Genomic DNA, 23074 nt, shown 5'->3' with positions numbered 1-23074 from the left:
TTCTGTTCTCTTCTACATAGACATTTTTACTCTCTTTATTGCAAAATTTTGTACAGTATTTTTAAATTTATGAGAAAACAAAAGTACCCTGGGAAATAAAGCCACCCAGGGCCCATAACTTTTATGGTAAAATGTCTTTTTATCCTGCAAGCTCTTCTTCCTTTTCGAACTGGCTGTAGTAAAGCTGAGCATAAAATCCGCCTTTTTGCAAAAGCTCTTTGTGTGTACCTTGCTCAACAATGTCGCCATGGTCCATGACCAAAATGAGGTCTGCGTTTCTTATTGTTGAAAGCCTGTGGGCTATTATAAACGATGTTCTTCCTTTCATGAGATTGTCCATTGCCTTTTGTATCTGGATCTCTGTCAAAGTATCAACAGAGCTTGTTGCCTCGTCAAGTATCAAAATTTTGGGGTCTTTGAGGATTGCCCTTGCAATTGTCAAAAGCTGTTTTTGACCTTGAGAAATATTTGTTGTCTCCTCATTCAAAACGGTGTCATATCCTTGAGGTAGTGTCCTTATAAAATGGTCAACGTGTGCAAGCTTTGCAGCTCTTATTACTTCTTCATCTGTTGCATCTGGCTTGCCATAGCGGATGTTGTCTTTGATTGTGCCATTGTACAGCCATGTGTCCTGCAATACCATTCCAAAAAGCGATCTCAAATCTTCACGTTTGAACTCCCTTATATCATGCCCATCTATCAAAATCGCACCATCATTCACATCGTAATACCTCATTAAAAGTTTTACAATGGTAGTTTTACCCGCACCTGTTGGACCAACAATTGCAATCTTCTGCCCAGCTTTGATTTTTGCTGAAAAGTTCTTTATAACAACTTTGTCTGGCCTGTAGCCAAACTTGACGTTTCTAAACTCTACATCTCCTTTTATGCTGTCAAGCTTAATCTCCGGATTTGGTGTATCTGGCACTTCTTCCTCTTCTTCTAAAAACTCAAACACCCTTTCGCTACAAGCAGCTGTCTGCTGCAGGATGTTTGATATGTTAGCAATTTGGGCAATTGGCTGTGTGAACGACCTTATATACTGGACAAACGCCTGAATGTCGCCAACCTCAATTGCTCCTTTTATTGTAAGATAGCTGCCCATGACAGTCACAACAACGTATCCAAGATTCCCTATGATGTTCATAAGCGGCATCATGACGCCTGTCAAAAACTGTGATTTCCATGCAGCTTCATATAACTTGTTGTTAAGATTATTGAACTTTTCTATACTCTTTTTTTCAGCATTGAAAGCCTTGATAACAATGTGACCACCGTAAACCTCTTCAACATGACCATTCACATGCCCTAAATATTCTTGCTGCTGCATGAAAAACTTTTGTGACTTCCCAATTATGAACGCAACAACCGAAAAAGAAAGAGGAATTATAAGCAGTGCAACAACTGTCATCAAGACATTTATGCTGAGCATCATAACAAGTGCGCCGATAACCATGGTTGTTGAGGTTATTATCTGTGTTAGGCTCTGATTTAAAGTCTGTGTGAGTGTGTCAACATCATTTGTGATTCTTGACAGTATCTCACCCTGGTTTGTGCCCTCAAAGTACTTCAAAGGAAGCCTGTTAATCTTTTGTGAGATCTCTTTTCTGAGCCTGTACGTTAACTTCATCGAAATGCCTGACATTATCCAGCCCTGAATGTAGCCAAAAAGAGCACTTACAATATACAGCCCCAGCAAAATTAAAACGATTTTACCAACATACTCAAAGTCAATGCCGTTTCCTGTGCCTGTTATTCTATTCATGATGCCTTCGAATATCTTTGTTATTGCTTTGCTGAGTATTTTAGGTCCTGCAATTGAAAATGCAGCAGATAGCATTGCAAGAACAATTACTGCAACAAGTGAAACCTTGTAAGCAGATAGATACCTTATGAGCTTTTTCATAGCAGTCTTAAAATCCTTGGGCTTTTCACCCACAAACCCAGGTCCCATAGGTCCACCAGGCCCACGTCTTCTCGGTCTTTGTATATGAGGTCTGTACGATGTTGTCTGTCTTTCACTCATGCCAGCAATTCCTCCTCTGGAAGCTGTGAAATAGCAATCTCGCGATATGTCTCACAGCTTTTTAAAAGTTCTTCATGCCTGCCAATATCAGCAATTTTCCCATCTTCAAGAACTATTATCTGGTCTGCATGAATTAATGTTGCTATCCTCTGTGATACTATTATCACTGTTTTGTCCTTTAGCTTTTCTTTTAAAGCTCTTCTGAGCTTCAGTTCAGTTCTAAAATCAAGTGCCGAAAAGCTCTCATCAAATATATAAATATCAGGATTTTTGACAAGCGCTCTTGCAATCGAAAGTCTTTGTTTTTGCCCACCTGAGACGTTGCTTCCACCTTGTGCAATCTCAGTATCAAACTTTTGCGGCTTTTCCTCTATAAACTCAAGCGCCTGGGCAATCTCAGCAGCCTGCCTTAAATCCTCATCTGTTGCATTGTCGTTGCCAATCTTGAGGTTTGACCTGATTGTGCCGCTGAAAAGCCAGCTTTTTTGTGGCACATACCCTATTTTTGATCTTAAATCTTCCAGCCTTACCTTTTTAACATCAACGCCGTTTACCAAAACCTGACCTTCTGTTGCATCATAAAACCTCATGATAAGGTTTACAAGTGTGCTCTTGCCACTTCCTGTTCTACCAATAATTCCAACTGTCTGACCAGGCAAGATTTTAAAATTTATATTTTGCAGAACATACTCTTCTGCGCCTGGATATTTGAATGATACATTTCTAAACTCTACCATACCCTTCATATCTTCTTTGAATTTTTCAGGTTTTTCAGGATTCTTAATTGTAGGCTCTGTTATAAGAATCTCTTCAATACGTCTTGCAGAAACAGCAGCTCTTGGAACAAGAATAAAGAGCATTGAAAGCATCAAGAACGAAAAGATTATCTGGATAGAATACTGCATAAACGCAAGCATGTCACCAACCTGCATGCTCGAATTTTGAATATAGTGAGCACCTACCCATACAATCAAAAGCGTCACACCGTTCATGATAAACATCATGGACGGGAAAAGCATTGCCATTGCCCTGTTAACAAAAAGACCTACTTTTGTAAGATCCCTATTTGCCTCGTCAAACCTCTCTTCTTCAAACTTCTGTGCGTTGAATGCACGAACAACCATGATACCAGACAGATTTTCTCTTGCCACAAGGTTTAGCTTATCTATTAGCTTTTGCATAATCATAAACTTTGGCATTGCAATGGCATACAAAATCATGATAAGCCCCAGAAGTACAATCACAGCAAGCGCAATGATCCACGACATTGAATGGCTCTTTGAAAGTGCTTTGAACACGCCTCCAATTCCCATCACAGGTGCAAAGAATATCATTCTTATTCCAATTACAAAAAGCATCTGAATTTGCATGATGTCGTTTGTCGTTCTTGTGATGAGTGATGCTGTCGAAAACTTATCAAACTCCTCAATAGAAAAGCTTTCAACCTTGGAAAATACATCTTTTCTCAAATCTCTTGCAACACCAGCTGCAGACCTTGCTGCAAAAAATGCAACTAAAATGGTTGAGATTGCTGAAATCAATGTCAAAAGAAGCATAAAAAGACCCATCCTGATGATATACATTGTCTGCTTTTTGCCTATATCTATACCAATTTTTTTATACTCATCTTTTATTGCAGAGGCTGCGGCCTGAACTATCATATTGTCGCCAAGTGATGAAAACTTTTTGTTTATCTCCTCTTGAATTTGGTATATCTGCTGCTGCGGAAGTTGTTTTAATAAGGCAAAAAGGTCAATATTTGCAGGTATTTGCCTGCCGTTAAAGTTAATAACTCCATTTTTCGCCTCTTTTTTCATCTTCTCTATTCCTGCAACAGCCAAAATTGCCTTGCCCATGTCAACATTGATTTTATCAATTTTTTCTTTATCTTTTGTTTTTAGTACATAAATATCTTCTTTGGATGATATTGGATATTTCTTTTTATAACTTTCATAGTCAGAAGAAGTTTTTGTCACAAGTTCGTACATAGAAAGAATCTCATCTTTTTTGCTCTGTGGAATAAACAAGAGAACCTTTTCCATAGTAGAACTCGATATTGCCTCTGGTGTTGCATCTTCAATACCACTTTGCTGAATTCCGATATTAACTATCTTTGACATATAATCTGGTAATGTAAGTTCGCTCATGGCTTGAATAAATACGAACAAAATTGCTGCTAATACAAGCAAAGTATAAGGTTTTAGGTATTTTAGTACTCTTTTCAACTTGCTATCACCCTTTTTGTTAAAATTTTTCAAGCTGTTCTCGGTCTAAAATATTTTTAAGAGTTTCAAAACCTTCGATAATTTTATCTATTTCCTGTTCTGTTGCCTTGCTGAGTAAATTTTCAAACTGTTTTTCAGCTTCTTTAAAATGCTTTTTTAAACTATCTTTAAATTTTTGAGTTGTTCTAACCCACACAACTCTTCTATCTTCTGTACTTCTGGATCTTTCAATATATCCAAGTTTTTCTAATTTATCTAAAATTCCCGAAACTGTTGAGTTGGAAAGCCCTAAAACATTACTCAAATCTCCAACTTTCATCTCACCATTTTTGTCAAGAACACTCATAATCATCCAATGAGAAGCAGGTATCTCAACATCATCACCTCTGTATTTAAGTGCATCCCGAACTTTTATTGATACCTCTTTCAGCAGCTTCAAAAGTTTAATCTTTTTTTCTCTTAATTCCATTAACACCACCATATAATAAATTATTTCTATTCGAATATTTTTGATACAAATATTTCGGATGCGAATTATATTTTACTCTTGCAAAAGTTGCATGTCAAGCGGGAAAATTTCTACCCTCTTTTTTCAAGCCCAATCAAAGCCGCACCCAGCGCTCCTGTTATTTGAGGTTCAAAAGGAGTAAAAAGTTTTAGCCCCAATCTTTTTTCAAGTTCTGAAAAAATGCCTTTGTTTTTTGCAACACCACCTGTGAAAACAAAGTCTTCTTCAGCCTTTACTCTATTTACAAGTGAAATTATTTTAGTTGCCACAGCCTTATTTATAGCTCTTATTATATCCTCTCTTCTTTTCCCTTGAGCTACCAAGCTTATAACCTCTGACTCTGCAAACACTGTGCACATGCTTGAAATTGTCAAATCCTCTTTACCTTCTTGCCATTTTGAAAACTCTTCAACTCGAACCTCTAAAACCCTTGCCATATATTCTATAAACCTTCCTGTACCAGCTGAGCACTTGTCATTCATGACAAAGTCAACCACATTGCCGTTTTGGTCTATTTTTATAACCTTACTGTCCTGTCCGCCTACGTCTATTATGGTCCTTGCAGATGGAAAAAGAAAATGTATCCCTTTCGCATGACAGGTAATCTCTGTCACTTGAAGGTTGGCAAATGGTATGCTAATTCTCCCATAACCAGTCGAGACAATAAAACCAATATCTTCTATTTTCAAACCTGCAAGTTCACAAGCCTTTTCAAGGGCAGACTTGGCACTTTTTATAACATCAAATCCTGTTTTTGTAATATAATAGCTCAAAATGTTTTTGCTGTCATCAATAATCACAACTTTTGTGGAGGTAGAGCCACTATCAATACCAGCAAAATATTTTTTTCGGCCTTGTTTTTCCATAGATTTTATTTGAGGCTTTTCTGTTATTTCTACAAATGCTTCAATACGTGTTACAATTTGCTGAGAAAGTTCTTGGCTATAGTCCATTTCAATTTTTAAAACGTTTTGCCTATCTTTTATCTTTGCATATTCAAATGAGTAAAAATCACAAAATTTTATTGTGTTATAAATAATTCCTTTGTAATGATTCTTATTTAAAAAATCCCTCTCCATATTCATTCTCATACATGGCAGAAGGCTTAAAAGAATTTTTGCATAGTCCTCAATACTACCATCAAACTTATTATCTTGCAAACAAATTCGCGGTCCTGAACAAGTAAGATTCAACACCCTTCCATTTGACAGTTCGGTAGCTGTCTTCACAACATCTTCTCTTGCATGTGCTCCTAAAATTGCTATTTCACACTCTTCATTTTTGTAATTGTTAGTAAGCTTTCTTACTTCACTTTCGAATATCTCCCTGTCAAATTCTTTTTTCAGGAAGTAGGAAAGCTTCTCTTTAAACCTTTTTAGCTCAAATGAGAAATATTCAACTGATTGAGGCAAATCCATCCGTGGAACGTCAATGATATCTATAAATTCCATTTTGTCTTTTAAAACGTCATATACTCTTTTCATACTATCACAGCAAGCTGTCAGAACAACTCTTTTTATATCATTTTGCAATATGTACTCCAAAACTGCCTTGCTAAAACTGCAAAGATTTGTGTGCAAAAACCTTTCTGCATTTTCAACCGATGCTACTTTTGGCTCTAACTTATAAACTTCTTCACCAAAAGCTTTAATCAGCTCAACGGGAGTATATTTGCAAACATAGGCTATCATTCATCGCCACTCTCCTCATTTGACTCTTTCTAAAAATGCTTCAAGCCGAGTTCTTATTTGTTCTTTGCCATTGTTCTTCTTGTTAACGCAATCTACATCTATAGTGGTAAATGGAATACCCAGAGTTTCAATGTTCGATTTTAAAAGCATTGAGCATCCTATGGACTGTTTGCATCCCATCTGGCATATCTGCAAAACTCCATCTGGCTTTAAAATTTCTATTAATGTTTTGATGTGCTCAAATCTTCTTTTAAAATCACCATTGTATGGATTTTTCAGAAGTTTTTCGCAAATTGCTTCTATTGGATCTTGTTCGTTTATTTCATCTAAAAAGTCGAAATTTAGGTCCATCCCAAGGACATTTATTCTGCTACTGAAATTGAAATACTCTTTAAAATTTTCTTCAAATATAGGAAGTGTGTGTATAAAGAAAATACTTTTACCGCCTCTTTCTTCTGAGTTTTTCAGGTCATCAACAAACATCTGATAAAACCTCAAAGCCGGGTCAGTGCCACAGAACACATGCGAAGGATAGAGCATAAACATCTCAAATGTAAGTGTGGTTTTAATGTTTTTTGTTGATCTCAGCTGTAAGCTTTCCTTTATAAGTTTTCTTGTCGCATTTTCTTTTTTTATAATCTTAGCTAAATAGTCAAGATTACGTTTTCGACCTGTCAGCTTTTCTATGGAGTTTATAATACTGCTCAGCTGTGCTTTTAAATACTGCATTGCCTCTTTGGAATCTTCAGAGGGAACATCTAAAAAGAAAAATGGCAGTTTTAAAGTCTCAGACAAAAATCTAAATGTATTTAGGTTGGCATCGCAGATATTTGAAGTTGCAACCAAGAATTTCGGCTTTTTTAAAAGATTTGAAATTGCAGCACCTAAAAAAGCTTTGTGAAAAGTACAAAAGCTTTCGCTTATTCCCTGGCTTTCTGCTTTCAAGATGAGCTCGTCTTCCACATCAAGTCCTGATAAAAACGCAGAAATTGCCTCAACAAAGATGGGATTGAAGCCAAAAGCAAGTAAAATTTCACTTGGAGCAAATAGATTTACCCATACACTACTTTTACTTGCAATTCCTTTGTAAGTCCAATCAAAGACTATTTTGTGCAGATACTGAAACGACCTTGGAAGTCTTTTGTCTGGAAAATACTTAACATAGTTTTTCCCAATCAATATCCCACTTTTCAAAAGCCAATATCCGTTTTTGTTGTTTTGAATTAGCTTATTTAATAATTTGCTGTAAAGTTCCATATAATTCATTTGAATCATCCACATGCAAAAGGATTTATATTTTTTATAATTCTATTAGGTCTTTAAGTCAAGCATATTTACAGGACTTTTTATTGCTTATAAACATGCAAAGTTTTAGAAGTTTAATTGCATAAATTATCATTTTGATCAAAAGTCATATCAGTTGAGCTTAGGTGTATTCTTGAGTCTGTTTGTTAGTCTTTTCTTTTTTATGTTGTATTGGGAGATCTTGAGAACCTTCTAAAACAGTAAGAATGGATTTTTTTGAGCCATTAATCGCAACAAGAATGAGTAGTTTGTGAGTTTTTAGATTTAATATACTTGAAAGAATCAAAAAAGTATTTATAATAACATTTTACTGATTCATCTAATTAGTCATTGAAATTTTAAATATCATTGATTATAATAAAGGTAAGAACAATTTATCTTAGAGGTGTTTTCATGATACAAGCAAGATCAAAGATTACTGGAAAAGGTCAGCTACAACTGCCAGCTGAGATAAGGAAAATTATTGGTGGGGAGATAGGTGATAGTGTACTTTTTACCGTGCAGGATGATGGCAAGGTTATAATTGAAGTAATAAAGAAAAAGAAACTATCAGAGCTTGGAGGGACTTTGAAATCATCAATTGAGTTTACAGATCTGGAACATGAAGCAAATATTACAAAAGAAATTTGGGTAAGCAAAAGAGTAAAGGAGAAGCTAGAATGAAAAAAGTTTGGATTGATGCAAATGTCATTTTAAGATATCTTTTGCAAGACCACCATGAATTATTTAAAAAAGCTCAAAAAATTATGCTTGAAGCAGAACAGGGGAAATTAAAATTACTTGTTGCACCTATTACAATTGCAGAAGTTGTATGGACTTTAGAATGGTTTTATAAGATACCAAAGAACCAAATAGCTGATATCCTGAGTGCTTTTATATGTGCTGATGGTGTTGAAGTAGAAGAAGGAGACGTTATTCTGTTTGCACTCAAAAGTTACAAAGAATACAACGTTGATTTTATTGATGCATACCTTTTTCATCATATGGTTAAATTAGGAAATAATAAGATATTTACTTTTGATAAAAAGCACTTTTCAAGACTTGATGTAGAAATTCTTGAATTATCCTAAGTTTTAATACAATAATTTTATACTAAATTTTAGTAAAAAAGGGTGAAGATATCAATTGTCAGATTTATACATTAAAAGCGAAAATCCTATTAAATTCAATGTAGTCGAAAAGTTTGTGAGCATTGAAGGAGAAGGTATAAGAAGTGGATATCCTGCAGTATTTGTGCGGTTTGCAGGATGCAATCTCAGCTGCTCTTGGTGCGACACAAAGTATGCAAATGAGAATCCTCAATATGAGCAAATTGGTATCGACGCTCTTTTGGACTTTATTCTATCTACCGGGATCAAAAGAGTTACTCTCACAGGTGGAGAGCCTCTTATTCAACCGCACATCTATATATTGATTGACAGACTCATTTACGAAGGATTTGAGGTCAACATCGAAACAAATGGATCCGTAAGCATAAAGCATGTACCGAGAGATGCCATAATCACCATGGACTACAAGTGCCCATCAAGCGGTATGGAAGACAGGATGATTGTTGACAACATCTCTTTGTTAGGTCAAAAAGATGTGCTCAAGTTTGTTGTTGGCACATATGAAGATTTAAAAACTGCGGAAAGAATTATAAAGACATTCAAACCAAGGTGCAATATCTTTTTCAGCCCTGTTTTTGGAATGATAAAACCAGCTGAAATTGTAAAATTTCTTATTGAAAACAAGCTTTTTGATACAAGAGTGCAGATTCAACTTCACAAAATAATTTGGTCAGAGAATACCAGAGGCGTGTAAAAACTAAAAGGGTTGCCAAGAGGTTTTTATACGCGTTGTAATTTCTCGGTTTTGGCAACCCGTTTTATTTTATGCATCCTGCTTTAAAATCTGAACAAATCTGCAAAATGAGCAAATTTCTGTTGTTGTAACCTGACCGCAGCTAATGCACTCTTTCAGTTCAACCTTTTCATAAACATCCTGAAAATGTCTTCTGCCCTTTTCCAAAAAGCTTGTGATAAAACGCTGTTTTGTCCCTGGACTTTCTTCCTCAAGCCTGTTCAAAACCTCTTTGTACAGAATTGACCGTGCACCAATGGCATGCGGACATTCATCGTGCAAAAATTCTATCTTGTTGATTAAAACATAAAACAGATTCTCACGCTCAGTGAGAGTATAAAGCGGCTTTACTTTTTTTACAAGCTTTGGATGGGTGGATTCAAGCACAGGCGATTGTCTTGCGAGATATCCCTCTTCCCACGAAAGTACATTTCCCAAAAGCGTTGCTGCTTCATCGTCAAGGTTGTGTCCTGTTGCAACAGCTGAAAACCCGCCATCATATGCTACTTTGTTAAAGAGGTATCTTTTTATTGAACCGCAAATGGAACATGTGCTTCTTTTTAGAAGCTTTGAAAGTTTGTATATGTCAAGCCCATACTCTTTTTTAATATCTTTTACAATAAGCTCAAGACCGTTTTTTTGCGCAAAGCTTTCCACAACCTGCTGTGATTTGTCAGAATAATGGCCAATTCCAAGGTTTATATACATCCCTGTGACATTGTACCCTTCGCTTGCCAATATGTGCCACAGAGCCATGCTGTCTTTCCCACCGGAGATTACCACCAAAATCTTATCTTTTTTGTCAAACATCTTGTGCCTTTTTATATTTTTCTTTACCTGATTTTTGTAGTAATATAAAAAACAATCCTGACAAAAAGCTGCATTGTGGCGTTTGAGATAAATTATGCCCTTTCCTTTACATCTCACACACTTCAAAGCCTTTTTCAGCTCCTTTCAAAACTTCTAACCACCTGAAACAGCTGAAATAATCTCAATTGTGTCTTCATCATTTAAAATATCATCAGGTGCAACTATCTCACCATTTCTGATGAACACGTTTGCCTCTAAAGTTATATTAAGTTCTTTAGCAAGATTTATAACTGTCTTTGGTCCTTTTACCTCAACCTCTTTATTTTTACCCACAAATATTATTTTCACCTCTGCATTCACCCTCCTCACACATCTTAATGTGCGCTTTACAAGCTGCAATAAAATTATATCACAAATCTTTAAAATCAAAACCTAAAATGATAAAATACAAAAAGAACAATGATTTTTGAGGAGCAGGATTAACTTACGATGTTTTTTATAGGTATATTTGGCATTGAAGAGAAAGCAAAAGCTATACGGCAAATAGATGTAACAATTTGTCCTTTTTGTTCAAGAAAGGGAAATTATACTTTGCTAAAAGTTTATAGCTATTTTCATTTTTTCTTTATTCCACTTTTTAGATGGAATGTCAGATATTTTTTGCAAACAAGCTGTTGCAATCGAATTTATATTATTACAAATCAGCAACTTGCTAAAGACCTTGAACGTGGAATTGATACTCCAATTACCCTTGCTGATGTTGAGCTCTTTAGAAAATTCGAAAACGAATATGGTTTTGATGATGAAAGGTCTGATTTTTGTCCAAATTGTCAAAGAAGAGTTTCAAAGACTTTTTTGTACTGTCCTTATTGCGGTAGAAAGCTTGAATAAACTTTCAAGGAGAGTGATATTAAAATGAAAAAATGTATAGTTTCAAATGATGCTCCAAAACCAGTTGGACCGTATTCGCATGCTGTGCAGGTTGGAAATCTTCTTTTTGTCTCAGGACAGCTTGCCATAAACCCAATGTCTGGGAAAATAGAAGGTGACGATATAAAAGTTCAAACACAGCTTGTCTTCAAGAACATTGAAGCTATTTTGAAAGATGCTGGATTTTCTTTTGAAGATGTTGTCAAAGTAAATGTATATTTGTCCTCACTTGAGGATTTTGCAAAGTTTAATGAAGTTTACTCCACAATCTTTACGCAGAATTTCCCTGCAAGAACAACCATTGAGGCAAAGCTTTTGCCAGGTGCTCTTATAGAAGTTGATGTTATTGCTGCAAAGGAGTGAAAAACTTTAAAAATGAGAGCAGTTGTGGTGTTATCTGGCGGTATGGACTCAACAACACTTCTTTATGATGTTAAAAGTCAGGGTTATGAAGTTTTTGCAATAAGTTTTTTGTACGGACAAAAACATTCAAAAGAGCTTGAGTTTGCAAAAAAGACATGCAGCCTTTTATCCATCCCTTACAAGATTGTTGATATCTCATTTTTTGCAGAGCTTGCACCATCTGCACTCACAACGCCTGACTGGAACGTACCAGAAGGATATTACACCGACAGCACCATGAAACAGACAGTTGTTCCAAACAGGAACATGGTTTTGCTTTCTATTTCTGCAGCATATGCTATATCGCTTGGGGCAAAAAAGCTGTTTTATGGCGCACACGCAGGTGACCATCCCATATATCCAGACTGTAGAAAAGAGTTTGTTGAGGCAATGAAAAATGCACTATATCTTGCTGACTATATAGGTCTTGAGCTTGAAGCACCTTATGTTGATATGAAAAAAGAAGACATACTCAGAAGAGGTCTTGAACTTGGAGTAAATTACAGTTTAACCTGGTCATGTTACAAAGGAGGGCAAAAAGCCTGTGGCAGGTGCGGAACATGCACGGAGCGAATTGAAGCTTTTAAAAAAGTGGGCGTGAAAGACCCAATTGAATATGAAATTGAAATTGACTGGTAAAAACAAAAGGCTGGTTTGTCGCTTTTTTGAAGCTCAACCAGCCTTTTTTATGCTTGTACTTGAAATTCCTTTATTAGTGCAGATACACAAGCGGATTTTGTGGTACGCCATTTTTCCTCACCTCAAAATGAAGATGAGGACCTGTACTTCTACCGGTTGACCCGCTTTTGGCAATAAGCTGCCCCTTTGCAACCTTCTGTCCTGGGCTTACCAAAAACCTGCTAAGATGACCATAGTAAGTTTTGTAGCCGTTCTGGTGATTTATAATAATGAGCTTGCCATAACCACCTGACCACCCGGCAAACTCAACAACGCCACCGTCAGCTGCATACACGTTTGAACCCCACGGAACAGCAAGGTCTATCCCTTCATGAAATTCTCTCCCTCTGTATCCAAATCGCGATGTAAGTAGCCCCCATACGGGATACGAAAATCTTCCTGTTGCAAAATATCTCGGAGGTTTTTTTGTTCCAACAACTACAACCCTGTCAACTGGTCTTTGCAAAATTTGCTGGAAAAGTATCTTTCTGTCATACTCAAGACCGTTCATGTATACAATCTTAGCTTTTATCTTTGCCCTTCCATCTTTCCCTTCCTGCTTTACAATAGTCTGTGTTGTATAATAGTTTTCAGATTTTATAACTTTTACTTGCTTGGGCAATACATCCTCAAACTCCACTTCTTTTTCAAGCACAACGTTAATAAGCGGTGTCATCTTGGAAAGTTTTATCTTCTGCCCAGGCATTATCTTTTCAGTAAGGCCCGGGTTCGAGGCAAATATATCATCCACAGAGATATCATATTTTCTGGCTAAATCCCACAGCGTATCTCCTTCTTTGATAGTATACTCTATTACCTCATCTTTTCCAAACATTATTTTAGTCAGCGCCTGATCTTCAGTTGCAACTGACACACTTGGTTTTACATACACAGGCTTTATCTCAACCTTTTCTAAAAATCTTGCAGATTGAGCTTCATTTTTGTAATAAACGCTTTTTAGTTTAAGCAAAACTTTATGTGGTATCTGAGGATTTTCAAATACCATGTAAGCTTTTGTGTTCACAAAAAGCGCATACCTTTTTAAAAGCACAACCCCTTTTTCTATTATGGTGTTTTTAAGACTATCTAAACTTGTACTTTTGTACTGACCAGGCGGAATTTCCTTCAGCTGAGGTTTGTTCTGAAAAACAAATTCATCTGTTCTGTGCTTGCTTGAAATTTCTTCTTTCAAATTACTGAAAAGTTTTTGAGCCTCTGTTTTGTCCTTTACGTATCCTACAACGCTTCCATTGAGTAAAACTGCATAAGCCTTCTGGTATGTTGTTGGAATTTTATGTATGGCAAAAATCATAAAAATCATAAATGCTAACGTTGCAGATATCTTTAGCTTTAGCATACCTTCCTTTGAATTTCTTATATTGCCAATGAACCTCAGACCAATAATTATCCTTAATATCTCCTCAAATAAGCGTTTTAGAGGATCTTTTTTAAAATGCTTGTGAGAAAAAACAACGCTTTCTGGTTTATTTTTGAAAACGCGGATTTTCTTAATTATCGCTGGTTTTACTTTGGAAGATATAGTTCTCCAAAATCTATGTAAATAACTATTATTCTCCCTCTCAATTGTTTTTTTATCTTTTGATTTTCTCTTTTCTTTTTCTGCATCTGCCAGCACAATAGGTTTTTCACTCTTTATTGAAAGCTCTTTTAAATCAGGTTTGAATTCATTGTCCCTTGTATCTTTTGAGACAAACTTTGCTTTTTTCTGGTCCAAAACGGTGGCTGTGGCAGATGTTTTAGATTTTGTATGGTTCTTTGCCACAAGAACACCCCCTGCTACAAAAAATAAAAGGGTATTTAAATTACCCTTCTATATAATTTATACTATGTTGAATATGCAAAATACTATACTTTTATTTTAATTGACATTGTTTGAGATGTCAAAACCAAAAATTAGTTGAAAACTGACTTAAATCACATAATAACTATTACTTTTGAAACTGCTTTTCTATACTATTTTTATAGAAACTCCTATAACTGAATGGGGTAAAATATTTATCTCAAAGGCAACTTGATTCTCGCCTTTTGCTCTCCATAATATCTCTTCTTTCTTCATTTTTGATGATTTAATCAGCTCTTCAATTTGTTCATTATTCAGATATTCTGGACAGCCCATTTCAACCCACTTTCTTTTGGGATTTGCATTGTATTCATCTATCCTCTCTGCATAAATTTCTTTGCATTCTCTAATACCATTTATTGTAACAGTTATTTTTTCACTGTTTATAGGGGATAGCGGAACATGATAGTGTCAAGAGTTTGTAGGAAAAAATTTTTATCAGAATATACCTGCATTATAGAAGCTACAACTAATCAAAGACTTTAATGCTCTTCGTAACTGGTTAACTTTACCATTTGCTATAACTGGTATATTATTCCACTTTTCCGTACCTTTTCGTACTCTTTTCCCGTTCTTTATAATTCCTTTTGCTATTTCTTTAACTTCTTGCCTTTCTGACTTCTTGGCTTTTATCTTCTCTAAATATACATTCATAAGTTCAAAACCATTATATTTTAAACTCAATAACTTTACCATGGTCTCCGCTATATCTTCGCTCCATCCTCTTGGTCTTGAACTCATCCTCTCTGCTAATACATGACTTACATGCCCTTCTGCACTACATCCCTTTATATTAACATTCGCTGCTTCTAATACTATATTATCCCAGTGCGAAAGTATGTATCTCCTTCCCTTCTTTATCCTCCTCTTAGCTAACTCATCTTCTTTTACCTCCTCCATCTTTTCTTTTACTAATGCCTCAAATCCCTCTCTATCCTTCTCTCTTAATGCTTTCAAAATCTCATTAAATAATTTTCTATCCCCTCCTGCTATTTTCATTATCTCCTTCGTTAAGTGAAACTTATCTAATACAAATTCCGCTCCATCTATCCACTCTAATCCCTTCTTTATCCAATTAGCTCCATCTCCTAAAAGATATATGTTTTCTATCTTCTCAACTTCAAAATTCTCTTCAATATACTTACCCACTTTTGCCCAAAAATCATCTGCATCCTCTTTTACACTGCTAAAATAATGCAAATCCTTTAATTCCTTCCTAATAACAACGCCCTTCTCTTCCTTATATCCCGTATTTATGTAAGCAAGCTTCGCTATCTCTTTCTTCCCATTCTGTAATGAAATATGGTCTTCATCCGCCTCGATATAAAGCTCTTTTACAACTTTCTTCTCTCCTTTTACACTCTTGCTATGCTGGATTTCATCTAATTCTTTACTATCTATCCCTTTCAAAATATTCATTACACTTTGTCTACTAATCCTATCCTCCCCTAATACTTCCTTTGCTGCCTTCTCATATGACATGTCTACTACTCTCTCTATTATCGCTCCCTTTACCGCATTGTCTATCCTTTGATATCTCTCTATCCCTAAAACTATATCAACTAAATAAACATATCCTTTGCCTTCCTTATCTTTGTAATATGTTCTCTCATATTCAATATCACCAAATATTGTCTTTAAACCCCTCTTGTCTCTCCTCACAACTTCATACCTCTTCTTCCTCTCTTCGTTTTCTTTCAATGATTCATCTATAAGTTCACATGCTTCCTTTATCATCTCCTTGCCTATCAGGTCTAACTGCTTCTTAAGTTCAATTGAATATTCCGCTAAATCCTTCTCCCTTTTCACTATCTTCTCTAATCCTTCCTCAAAAGTCTTTAAAAGTTCTTCTATTTTTGATACAATATTTTCAGTCATTTTGCTCCCTCCTTTGGTTTGTTTTTCCTTTTTCTTTTTTTATTTTTTCATCATTATATTCTACTTCATTTTTTCTCTTCTACCAAGAGGAGGGAGCTTTTTTCCATCCAATGTCCTATAAATATTTTACACTAAGGCGGAACATTATGGTTTGAAATAACAAGAACTAATTCATTGCCATTTATAGCTGCTATGCAGTCTACAGTTGGACTTTTTTCTTCAACTTTAAGTTCTACCTTTTCTCCATCTAATTTATTCAATATTTGAAATGCTCTATATGACGGCTTTGGTATACCGTGAATATTTAAAAGTCCAAACCCTCCATGGAAAGGCAATGAACTTAGCCCACACTCTTCAAATATATCTGTGAATGTCCAGTATGAGTAACAACCAAGCGGCAAATCAATAATGTCTATTATAGTCTTCACAATAAATGCTGCATCATATGGAATATCGTGGTACGGGTCTCGCGGACTCGGCGAGTTATTCCACTCAGTATAATACAAAGGCAAAGGTTCTGCTTCACTCAAAGCCTTTTTTACTCTTTCAGCAAGCTCACCTCTTTTTGCTTTTGCCATGGCTTCTTCCATATTAGAACTTGTGCTAAACGCTAAATCTGTTGGATACTGGTGTGTTGTTATAAAATCTATTGGTACTCCATTTTTCTGACAATACTCTTTCAGCTCCAAAATCCACGCATCTACTGCTGATGCAGGTCCTCCTACTTTCAGTTCAGAGTCAACTATCTTGATTGCAAACGCTGCATGCTTATAAAGCTCAAAATACTCCTCCATTGTCCCTGCCCAGAAAAAGTCCTTCAAATTCGGTTCGTTCCATACCTCAAAAAACCACTCTCTTACCTCATTTTTACCATATCTTTTTACAAGATGTCTTGTAAGTTCTTTAACAAGTTGTCCCCACTCTTCATAGGATTTTGGCGGAGTTATATTGCCCTTATAATGAAAAACTGTCTTTGTACCAGATGCTAAAGCTTCAGGCATAAAGCTCAATTCTATAAAAGGTTTCATTCCAATATCCAATAAAAAGTCAATAATAGAATCAATGTTGAAAAATGAAAACCAAAGTTTGCCCTCATCATTTCTGAAGCAAACACTCATATCATCGTTAAGCCAGCCATGAAATCTGACATATTTAAACCCAAGTTCTTGCCTACACTTTTTCAGCTGCTTTCTCCAATCCTCCCTCAGGGCAGTTGCTGCATGACAGCTGCCTACACACTTTGTCCAGAATTTATTTATCTTGCCTAACTTAATTTCTGGATAAATATTTATTTTCATGTGTGTTTGCTCTCCTTTCATATACTAAATTTTTTAAAAAAAGGAAAGAGAGGAGGCGTAAAAATCTCTCTTCCCCTAAAAAAGCTATTTTAAAAGACTTTTTCTACCCATTCAAAAGCCTTAAAAATATACCTGTTCCAGAACTGCCAATCATGAGTACCTTCATCTTCTTCATACGTTACATTTAGCTCTTCTTTTTTTAGGAAATTGTACAATTCTCTGTTCTCATGAACAAGGAAATCATCTTTGCCACATGCCATATAAATTTTGGGAATGTCTACACCCTCTTTTTTCAGCTTTTTGGCAAGAGCATTTATATCTTTGTCACTGCCAATCAAAGAGGACAGGTCGCCAAATACATGTCTGTAATATTTGTAGCTTGCAATACCATCCTTAAAATCTGGTGTTATTCCAGCTATTTTATGGATTATTAAAGCTGAGGAAAGCGCAATTATCCCACCAAATATCTTGTGATATTTTAAGCCATTTCTCAACGCGCCGTAGCCACCCATAGAAAGTCCACCAATAAACGTTTTTTCTCTATCTTCAGGTATTGGAAATACATTTCTTGTAAACTCGATAAGTTCATTTCCTATATACTCACTATAGTATGCTTCCCTATCCTCATCATCCAAATAGAAACTATTTTCTCCACAAGGCATAAATATCGCTACATTATATTTTAAAGACAATTCTACAATCTGAGCTCCATACAACCAATCCATGTGATTGCCCGCATATCCATGCAACAAATAAAGTACTTTCAAACTGTCAACATCACTTTTTTTCGAAAAACTCCTATCAAACCTATCAACTGGCAAAACTGCCATGAGGGTTGTGCTTCGTTTGAGCCTCTTTGAATAAAAATTTATTTCCATTATAGCCATTTAAATCTATCTCCTTTTTGAGCATTATTTTTTTTAAGTTCATTAATTCAAAAGTCAATTATTCTGAAAAATGCCTTTTTTGGCTTTCCATCAATGTCAAACAGCAATGGCCAGTCTTTTCTGCCTATTACCGGAAAATTGTCTTTCCATGTATGTCTATCGCTAATCCCCCATAATGTAACTGACGTTATAACATCTCTATACTCCCTAAATACTCTAAACACATCCTCATAAACCTTAGCTTGCAACTCCACCATCTCTTCAGTGGGCTCTAATAGGTCAGTTCTTCTGTCTTCAAATTCAAATACTGATATATCAAGCTCTGTTATTTGTATTTCAAGCCCCAAGGATGCATATGTTTCAATAGCTCTCTTAAGGTTGTCTATTAAATTCTTATCCCAAATATTCCAGTGTGCTTGTATGCCAACACCATCAATCGGAGTTCCTTCTTCTAAAAGACTTTTTAAGACCTTGTATGTCTTTTCTAACTTGTATGGCATTTCATTGTTATAGTCGTTATAAAATAGTTTCCCATTTCCTGTATACTTTTTAGCTATTTCAAAGGCAATCTTAATATAATCATCACCTATGATTCTTCTCCACTTTGAATCTCTGAGCAGAACATCTGTTTTATCCTCAACAGCTTCATTCACAACATCCCACGAATAAACCACATCGCGGTATCTTGTGCAAATTGTCTTTATGTGTTCCCTCAGTCTTTCTATTACAAGCTCTTTTGGTGCTTCTTTGTCATTGTCACGAAAAACCCATTCAGGTGTTTGGTTGTGCCATACAAGTGTATGTCCTCTCAGTTGCATATTATGTTTAAGTGCAAAATCTTTAATCTTATCAGTAGCTTCAAAGTTGTAAAAATCTTCTTTCGGATGAATTCTTTCAAATTTCATATCATTCTCAGGTGTTAAACTGTTAAAATGCTTTGTAAGAATTCTTCCGTGTATTCCTTCAAAATCTTTCACTGTAACAGCTGCACCAATTTTAAAGAACTCTTTATATTTTTCCGTAAGTGATACAGTAGACTTTTCATAATAATCTTCGCTCATTATACAATATCCTCCTTTTTCAATAACCTGGAATTTTACTATCATCAAGCCCTATATATGTATGCGTCTCGTCATTAACTTTATTGAGCTCATAAAGCACAACTGCATTCTTACCTAACTTGATATTAAGTGTTACATAACCCTCTCTTGCTCTCATTCTGCAAGTGCTAACATACGGTTTTGCAATTTCCTTCAAAGTTTTTATCTGTTCCTTTGACGGATACCTTGGTCTTCCCATCTCAATCCATACACGCCATGGATTTGCATGTTCTTCGTCAATTAATTTTTGCTTTACAAAAATATCCTCAAAGTCAATAGGAATTTCCAGCTTGTATTCTCTTTCAATCTCTTGTTCTTTACTTATAACTTCATTCCATGCCACAATCGCAACTGAACCATCTGCTCTTTTTGTTACCAAGATATGGTCATCTCTATACAAAATATCTCTTCCCATTGCATTGAAAAATGTAAACATGTGAAACACAGGTTTTGGAATATTATTGAAAGCTACAAGGCCAAACCCACCATGAAACAGAGACCTTGGTACATCTGCTTCTTCAAATACATCACTGAATGTCCAATAAGAAAACGAATCTACATAATCTCCTCCTTCGCTTAATATCCTTGCAAGGTATGCCGCATTAAACGGCGTGTCGTGAACAGGGCAAAGCGGATGGTATGAACTGTTGTATTCAGTAATATGTATCGGCAAATTTGGAAACGGTGAATTTTTTACCTGCTCTCGTACCATTTTAAATTCGTTTAACATGTAATCAATTGGATGTAAATCGTGATAAACAAAATGTGGTGTATAAGTAGGGGGTTTTGCTGTATACGCATGTCGTGTAACAAAATCAACAGAAACATTATTTTTATAACAAAAATTCAAAAAATCGTCTATCCAGTGGTCTGCCCCGCCACATATTGCAGGCCCACCAACCTTTATATTCTCATTTACATCTTTTATAGCCTTTGCTGTCACTTCATATAGCTTAAAATATTCATTTTGATCAGCATCTTTCCAAAATACATTTAAATTTGGTTCGTTCCATATTTCAAACGGCCAGTTTTCAACCTCTTTTTCGCCATATCTGTCTATGAAGTGTTTAACAACTGCTTTAATTAGCTTCTCCCACTTTCCATAATCACTGGGAGGGGTAACATTACCCCTCCAGTAAAATACTGTTTGTGTTCCAGATGCAAGTTTTGACGGCATAAATCCTATCTCAACAAAAGGCCGTATTCCAAGCTCCAAAAATGAATCATATATCTTATCAATATAAGTAAAATTGTAAAACGGCTGCTTCATATCCCCAACACTATCTTCGCGGTAGATTCCAACATCGTCATGAAGCAAACCATGAGCTCTTAAATATTTAAAATCAATATGCTTTTTTACATATTCTAATGCTTCCATATACTCCTTTTGAAGCGCAAGCCCTATACGACCGCTACCAACACAAAATTTCCAATTATCTGGAAATACACCAAATATTTTTCCTCGTTCAATTTTTACATATGTCATTATCTATTCCCCCAATATCATGTAATGTTAAACGATAAAATATTATTTTTTAGCCTTTACTTTTGGAATAGCAGGTGGTGTAGGCAAATTGGCATTTTGTGGTAATATTGAATAGTCTATCAACGCCCAGAAAGCAGGTTTGCCATCATAATGCTCATCAAATAAAAGCGGAAAATCTGGTTTGTTAAAAACTCCTCTCAGCCAAGAGTTGTCATCCTTAAGCCCCCAGAATGTAACGCTTTTTATGACATTTTTGTACTTCTTAAATAGGTTAAATAACTCATAGTATTTCTTTGCCTGTTTTAATAACATTTCTCTTGATGGCTCTGCGTAATAAACAGAAGAACCCCATTGATAAAAGCTCATGTCAAGCTCAGTAATTTGAATCTCAAGCCCTGGAATTGTGCTAAATAGTTTTATCGTCTCCTCTATATCTTCAACAGAAGGATTGTCAATATTTATGTGACATTGAAGACCTATACCATGTATTGGAACACCTTTTGCTTTCAAATTTTTAATCATGTTATATATAAACATTCTCTTTTGTGGAATTTCGGTATTGTAATCATTGTAAAATAACTTTGCTTGTGGATCTGCCTCATGTGCCCAAATAAACGCTTTTTCTATATATTCGGGTCCACAAATATTGTACCAGTTTGACCTTCTGTAACCATCAGGTTGTGTTTCATCAATAGCTTCATTGACAACATCCCAAGCATATATTTTGCCTTTATACCGGCTAACAACTGTGTATATATGATTTTTTAACCTTTTCAAAAGTTCATCCTTCTTTAAAAAATTGCCATTCTCATCTTTGAAGAACCAATCAGGTGTCTGGTTGTGCCAGACAAGAGTATGTCCGCGTATACCCATTTTATTTTTTGTTGCAAAATCCACAAATGCATCCGCTATTGTAAAGTCATAGTTGTTTGGTCCTTTTAGCACACTTTCGGGTTTCATCTCGTTGCCTGGTGTTATACTGTTAAAATGTTTTTTGATAAATTGTGTGTCTATATCACTAATAAGTTCACCATATCCAATAGCTACACCAACTTTAAAATCTTCTTTATATTTCTCTTTTAAAGACGGCAAATTATAATTAGGTCCCTGTAACTTAAACGGATCAGATATTGTAACATCATCTACCCAAAATGCTAATGTTGGGTTCCACGAAGAAACACAAAATACAAGTTCTTCTATTTTGCCATCCTTTGGTACATAATAATTACCACTTATCTCAACCCAGCCATCACCTTCAATCTGGCTTCCAGTTATCCAATCATATTTATATTGTTCATCGTTTGCCATCTTTCTTTGAATGGTAAGACCAAAACCTTGCTTGTCAATTGATTGATGATACAGCCATACGCTAAATTTGTATACCTTCCCAGCAACAAGATATTTTGTCACAGGAATTTGAACTCCATGCCAGAATGCCGAACGACCTGATACATAAAGACTCTTATTTCCATTATGCGATTTTGTATTATCTATTTTTAGTTTTACAGTATCACCTCTTGGCTGCCAGTTTGTCAAATTTGATTCAAATGTATCTTTAAAAACAACAGCTTGTGATTGATAAACTTCTTCTGTCATTATTTGAATATTGTCCACATTATATGCAGTTGTTTTATCAACTGTTGGATGAATTGCAATAATCAAGTCCATCGGGTTTTTTAACGTTGGTTTCCACTTAGCAACAATTTTGTCCCATTTGTTTGGTATGACAATTTTCTCACCAAGCTGAAGGTACTTTAACCCCCTGCCGTCATTATAAATAGCTGTTATTGAAAATTCTATCGGCTTCTTCCCCTTATGTTTTACATAGGCTGATACCACCCATGTTTTTCCTCTTTGTAAAACATCTTTTACATCTATCCCAAAGCTATCCCATACACTTTTCCTGTCTGTAACTTTTATACTCTTTTTTCCTTCTTGTGCTATGTTTTGGTCTATTGTTATTTTTGCTTTGCCATATGCAAAAAATGTTAACTTGTCTCTTCCTTCAAAGTTTATGTTTGTTGAGGTTGTCTGTGCCGCCTTAAAAAATGATGGAAAAACTATTGATATAATAAATGATACAGAAAGTACTATAATTAAAAATAAATATAATATTTTGAATTTCCTTTTTTTCATCTCCCAGTTAC

20 protein-coding genes and 1 pseudogene are annotated in these 23074 nt (G+C 35.4%); 6 read left to right on the top strand and 15 right to left on the bottom strand.

All coding sequences use genetic code 11. The annotated features are described in order from the left end of the window. Positions 1–139 precede the first annotated feature (139 nt). The 5 genes from ATHE_RS00995 to ATHE_RS00975 all read right to left on the bottom strand — a co-directional run bounded on the left by ATHE_RS00995 (position 140) and on the right by ATHE_RS00975 (position 7716). On the bottom strand, positions 140–2026 hold the full coding sequence (locus tag ATHE_RS00995) for an ABC transporter ATP-binding protein (protein ID WP_015906824.1): 1887 nt from the start codon (positions 2024–2026) through the stop codon (positions 140–142). Next, positions 2023–4251: an ABC transporter ATP-binding protein gene (locus ATHE_RS00990; RefSeq protein ID WP_015906823.1), complete on the bottom strand. Its 2229-nt coding sequence runs from the start codon at positions 4249–4251 to the stop codon at positions 2023–2025. The genes ATHE_RS00995 and ATHE_RS00990 overlap by 4 nt, the downstream gene beginning before the upstream one ends. Before the next feature lie 19 nt (positions 4252–4270). Beyond that, a complete protein-coding gene (locus ATHE_RS00985) occupies positions 4271–4720 on the bottom strand; it encodes a MarR family winged helix-turn-helix transcriptional regulator (protein ID WP_013431266.1) in 450 nt (149 codons plus the stop codon). Positions 4721–4830: 110 nt separating this feature from the next. Next, on the bottom strand, positions 4831–6450 hold the full coding sequence (locus ATHE_RS00980) for an acyl-CoA dehydratase activase (RefSeq protein WP_015906822.1): 1620 nt from the start codon (positions 6448–6450) through the stop codon (positions 4831–4833). Between the two features lie 15 nt (positions 6451–6465). Then, a complete protein-coding gene (locus tag ATHE_RS00975) occupies positions 6466–7716 on the bottom strand; it encodes a 2-hydroxyacyl-CoA dehydratase subunit D (RefSeq protein WP_015906821.1) in 1251 nt (416 codons plus the stop codon). A 432-nt stretch (positions 7717–8148) separates the two neighbouring features. Here ATHE_RS00975 and ATHE_RS00970 point away from each other — a divergent pair, with 432 nt between their 5' ends. The 3 genes from ATHE_RS00970 (at position 8149) to queE (ending at position 9558) form a co-directional block, all read left to right on the top strand. Beyond that, a complete protein-coding gene (locus ATHE_RS00970; RefSeq protein WP_015906820.1) occupies positions 8149–8418 on the top strand; it encodes an AbrB/MazE/SpoVT family DNA-binding domain-containing protein in 270 nt (89 codons plus the stop codon). After that, positions 8415–8825 carry a PIN domain-containing protein gene (locus ATHE_RS00965; RefSeq protein ID WP_015906819.1) on the top strand — a complete coding sequence of 137 codons (411 nt, stop codon included), beginning with the start codon at positions 8415–8417 and terminating at the stop codon, positions 8823–8825. Before ATHE_RS00970 ends, ATHE_RS00965 begins: the two co-directional genes overlap by 4 nt. Before the next feature lie 88 nt (positions 8826–8913). Beyond that, on the top strand, positions 8914–9558 hold the full coding sequence (gene queE / locus ATHE_RS00960) for a putative 7-carboxy-7-deazaguanine synthase QueE (RefSeq protein ID WP_041727300.1): 645 nt from the start codon (positions 8914–8916) through the stop codon (positions 9556–9558). Positions 9559–9627: 69 nt separating this feature from the next. On the opposite strand, the gene ATHE_RS00955 is transcribed toward queE, so the two are convergent. Both ATHE_RS00955 and ATHE_RS00950 read right to left on the bottom strand, forming a co-directional pair. Then, positions 9628–10533, bottom strand: a complete 906-nt coding sequence (locus tag ATHE_RS00955; protein WP_015906817.1) for a TIGR00269 family protein — start codon at positions 10531–10533, stop codon at positions 9628–9630. Between the two features lie 27 nt (positions 10534–10560). After that, positions 10561–10755, bottom strand: coding sequence for a MoaD/ThiS family protein (locus tag ATHE_RS00950; RefSeq protein ID WP_015906816.1), 195 nt, complete (start codon positions 10753–10755; stop codon positions 10561–10563). 141 nt (positions 10756–10896) lie between these two features. On the opposite strand from ATHE_RS00950, the gene ATHE_RS00945 reads away from it, so the two are divergent. The 3 genes from ATHE_RS00945 to queC are packed head-to-tail and all read left to right on the top strand — an operon-like array spanning position 10897 to position 12378. Then, on the top strand, positions 10897–11298 hold the full coding sequence (locus ATHE_RS00945; protein ID WP_015906815.1) for a zinc ribbon domain-containing protein: 402 nt from the start codon (positions 10897–10899) through the stop codon (positions 11296–11298). A 24-nt stretch (positions 11299–11322) separates the two neighbouring features. Next, positions 11323–11700 carry a RidA family protein gene (locus tag ATHE_RS00940; protein ID WP_015906814.1) on the top strand — a complete coding sequence of 126 codons (378 nt, stop codon included), beginning with the start codon at positions 11323–11325 and terminating at the stop codon, positions 11698–11700. A 12-nt stretch (positions 11701–11712) separates the two neighbouring features. Next, positions 11713–12378 (top strand): 7-cyano-7-deazaguanine synthase QueC, encoded by a 666-nt coding sequence (gene queC, locus ATHE_RS00935; RefSeq protein WP_015906813.1) that lies wholly within the window; start codon positions 11713–11715, stop codon positions 12376–12378. Positions 12379–12451: 73 nt separating this feature from the next. On the opposite strand, the gene ATHE_RS00930 is transcribed toward queC, so the two are convergent. The 8 genes and pseudogenes from ATHE_RS00930 to ATHE_RS00900 form a co-directional block, all read right to left on the bottom strand. Further along, positions 12452–14200 carry a peptidoglycan DD-metalloendopeptidase family protein gene (locus ATHE_RS00930; protein WP_015906812.1) on the bottom strand — a complete coding sequence of 583 codons (1749 nt, stop codon included), beginning with the start codon at positions 14198–14200 and terminating at the stop codon, positions 12452–12454. 186 nt (positions 14201–14386) lie between these two features. Further along, a pseudogene (locus ATHE_RS14175) lies at positions 14387–14668 on the bottom strand (GH39 family glycosyl hydrolase); the annotation flags it as partial. A 48-nt stretch (positions 14669–14716) separates the two neighbouring features. Continuing rightward, positions 14717–16156, bottom strand: coding sequence for an ISLre2-like element ISCbe4 family transposase (locus tag ATHE_RS00925; RefSeq protein ID WP_015906731.1), 1440 nt, complete (start codon positions 16154–16156; stop codon positions 14717–14719). 131 nt (positions 16157–16287) lie between these two features. Next, positions 16288–17454: a GH39 family glycosyl hydrolase gene (locus ATHE_RS00920; RefSeq protein WP_015906811.1), complete on the bottom strand. Its 1167-nt coding sequence runs from the start codon at positions 17452–17454 to the stop codon at positions 16288–16290. Positions 17455–17543: 89 nt separating this feature from the next. Further along, entirely contained in the window at positions 17544–18341 is a 798-nt protein-coding gene (locus tag ATHE_RS00915; protein WP_015906810.1) for an alpha/beta hydrolase, read from the bottom strand. 47 nt (positions 18342–18388) lie between these two features. After that, entirely contained in the window at positions 18389–19402 is a 1014-nt protein-coding gene (locus ATHE_RS00910; protein ID WP_015906809.1) for an endo-1,4-beta-xylanase, read from the bottom strand. Between the two features lie 19 nt (positions 19403–19421). After that, positions 19422–20927: a GH39 family glycosyl hydrolase gene (locus ATHE_RS00905; RefSeq protein ID WP_015906808.1), complete on the bottom strand. Its 1506-nt coding sequence runs from the start codon at positions 20925–20927 to the stop codon at positions 19422–19424. A 42-nt stretch (positions 20928–20969) separates the two neighbouring features. After that, entirely contained in the window at positions 20970–23063 is a 2094-nt protein-coding gene (locus ATHE_RS00900) for an endo-1,4-beta-xylanase (protein WP_015906807.1), read from the bottom strand. Between the last annotated feature and the right edge of the window lie 11 nt (positions 23064–23074).

Origin of the sequence: Caldicellulosiruptor bescii DSM 6725 (assembly GCF_000022325.1) — a bacterium.
In the GTDB taxonomy this organism is placed as follows: domain Bacteria; phylum Bacillota; class Thermoanaerobacteria; order Caldicellulosiruptorales; family Caldicellulosiruptoraceae; genus Caldicellulosiruptor; species Caldicellulosiruptor bescii.
This window is presented reverse-complemented; position numbering and strand designations above follow the sequence as displayed.

What these genes read in the sequence shown, in the direction of transcription:
- ATHE_RS00925 (WP_015906731.1), bottom strand. Translation starts at nt 16,156, where the DNA reads ATGACTGAAAATATTGTATCAAAAATAGAAGAACTTTTAAAGACTTTT.
- ATHE_RS00980 (WP_015906822.1), bottom strand. Translation starts at nt 6,450, where the DNA reads ATGATAGCCTATGTTTGCAAATATACTCCCGTTGAGCTGATTAAAGCT.
- ATHE_RS00970 (WP_015906820.1), top strand. Translation starts at nt 8,149, where the DNA reads ATGATACAAGCAAGATCAAAGATTACTGGAAAAGGTCAGCTACAACTG.
- ATHE_RS00975 (WP_015906821.1), bottom strand. Translation starts at nt 7,716, where the DNA reads ATGAATTATATGGAACTTTACAGCAAATTATTAAATAAGCTAATTCAA.
- ATHE_RS00905 (WP_015906808.1), bottom strand. Translation starts at nt 20,927, where the DNA reads ATGACATATGTAAAAATTGAACGAGGAAAAATATTTGGTGTATTTCCA.
- ATHE_RS00965 (WP_015906819.1), top strand. Translation starts at nt 8,415, where the DNA reads ATGAAAAAAGTTTGGATTGATGCAAATGTCATTTTAAGATATCTTTTG.
- ATHE_RS00910 (WP_015906809.1), bottom strand. Translation starts at nt 19,402, where the DNA reads ATGAGCGAAGATTATTATGAAAAGTCTACTGTATCACTTACGGAAAAA.
- ATHE_RS00915 (WP_015906810.1), bottom strand. Translation starts at nt 18,341, where the DNA reads ATGGCTATAATGGAAATAAATTTTTATTCAAAGAGGCTCAAACGAAGC.
- ATHE_RS00985 (WP_013431266.1), bottom strand. Translation starts at nt 4,720, where the DNA reads ATGGAATTAAGAGAAAAAAAGATTAAACTTTTGAAGCTGCTGAAAGAG.
- queC (WP_015906813.1), top strand. Translation starts at nt 11,713, where the DNA reads ATGAGAGCAGTTGTGGTGTTATCTGGCGGTATGGACTCAACAACACTT.
- ATHE_RS00920 (WP_015906811.1), bottom strand. Translation starts at nt 17,454, where the DNA reads ATGAAAATAAATATTTATCCAGAAATTAAGTTAGGCAAGATAAATAAA.
- ATHE_RS00940 (WP_015906814.1), top strand. Translation starts at nt 11,323, where the DNA reads ATGAAAAAATGTATAGTTTCAAATGATGCTCCAAAACCAGTTGGACCG.
- ATHE_RS00995 (WP_015906824.1), bottom strand. Translation starts at nt 2,026, where the DNA reads ATGAGTGAAAGACAGACAACATCGTACAGACCTCATATACAAAGACCG.
- ATHE_RS00945 (WP_015906815.1), top strand. Translation starts at nt 10,897, where the DNA reads ATGTTTTTTATAGGTATATTTGGCATTGAAGAGAAAGCAAAAGCTATA.
- ATHE_RS00900 (WP_015906807.1), bottom strand. Translation starts at nt 23,063, where the DNA reads ATGAAAAAAAGGAAATTCAAAATATTATATTTATTTTTAATTATAGTA.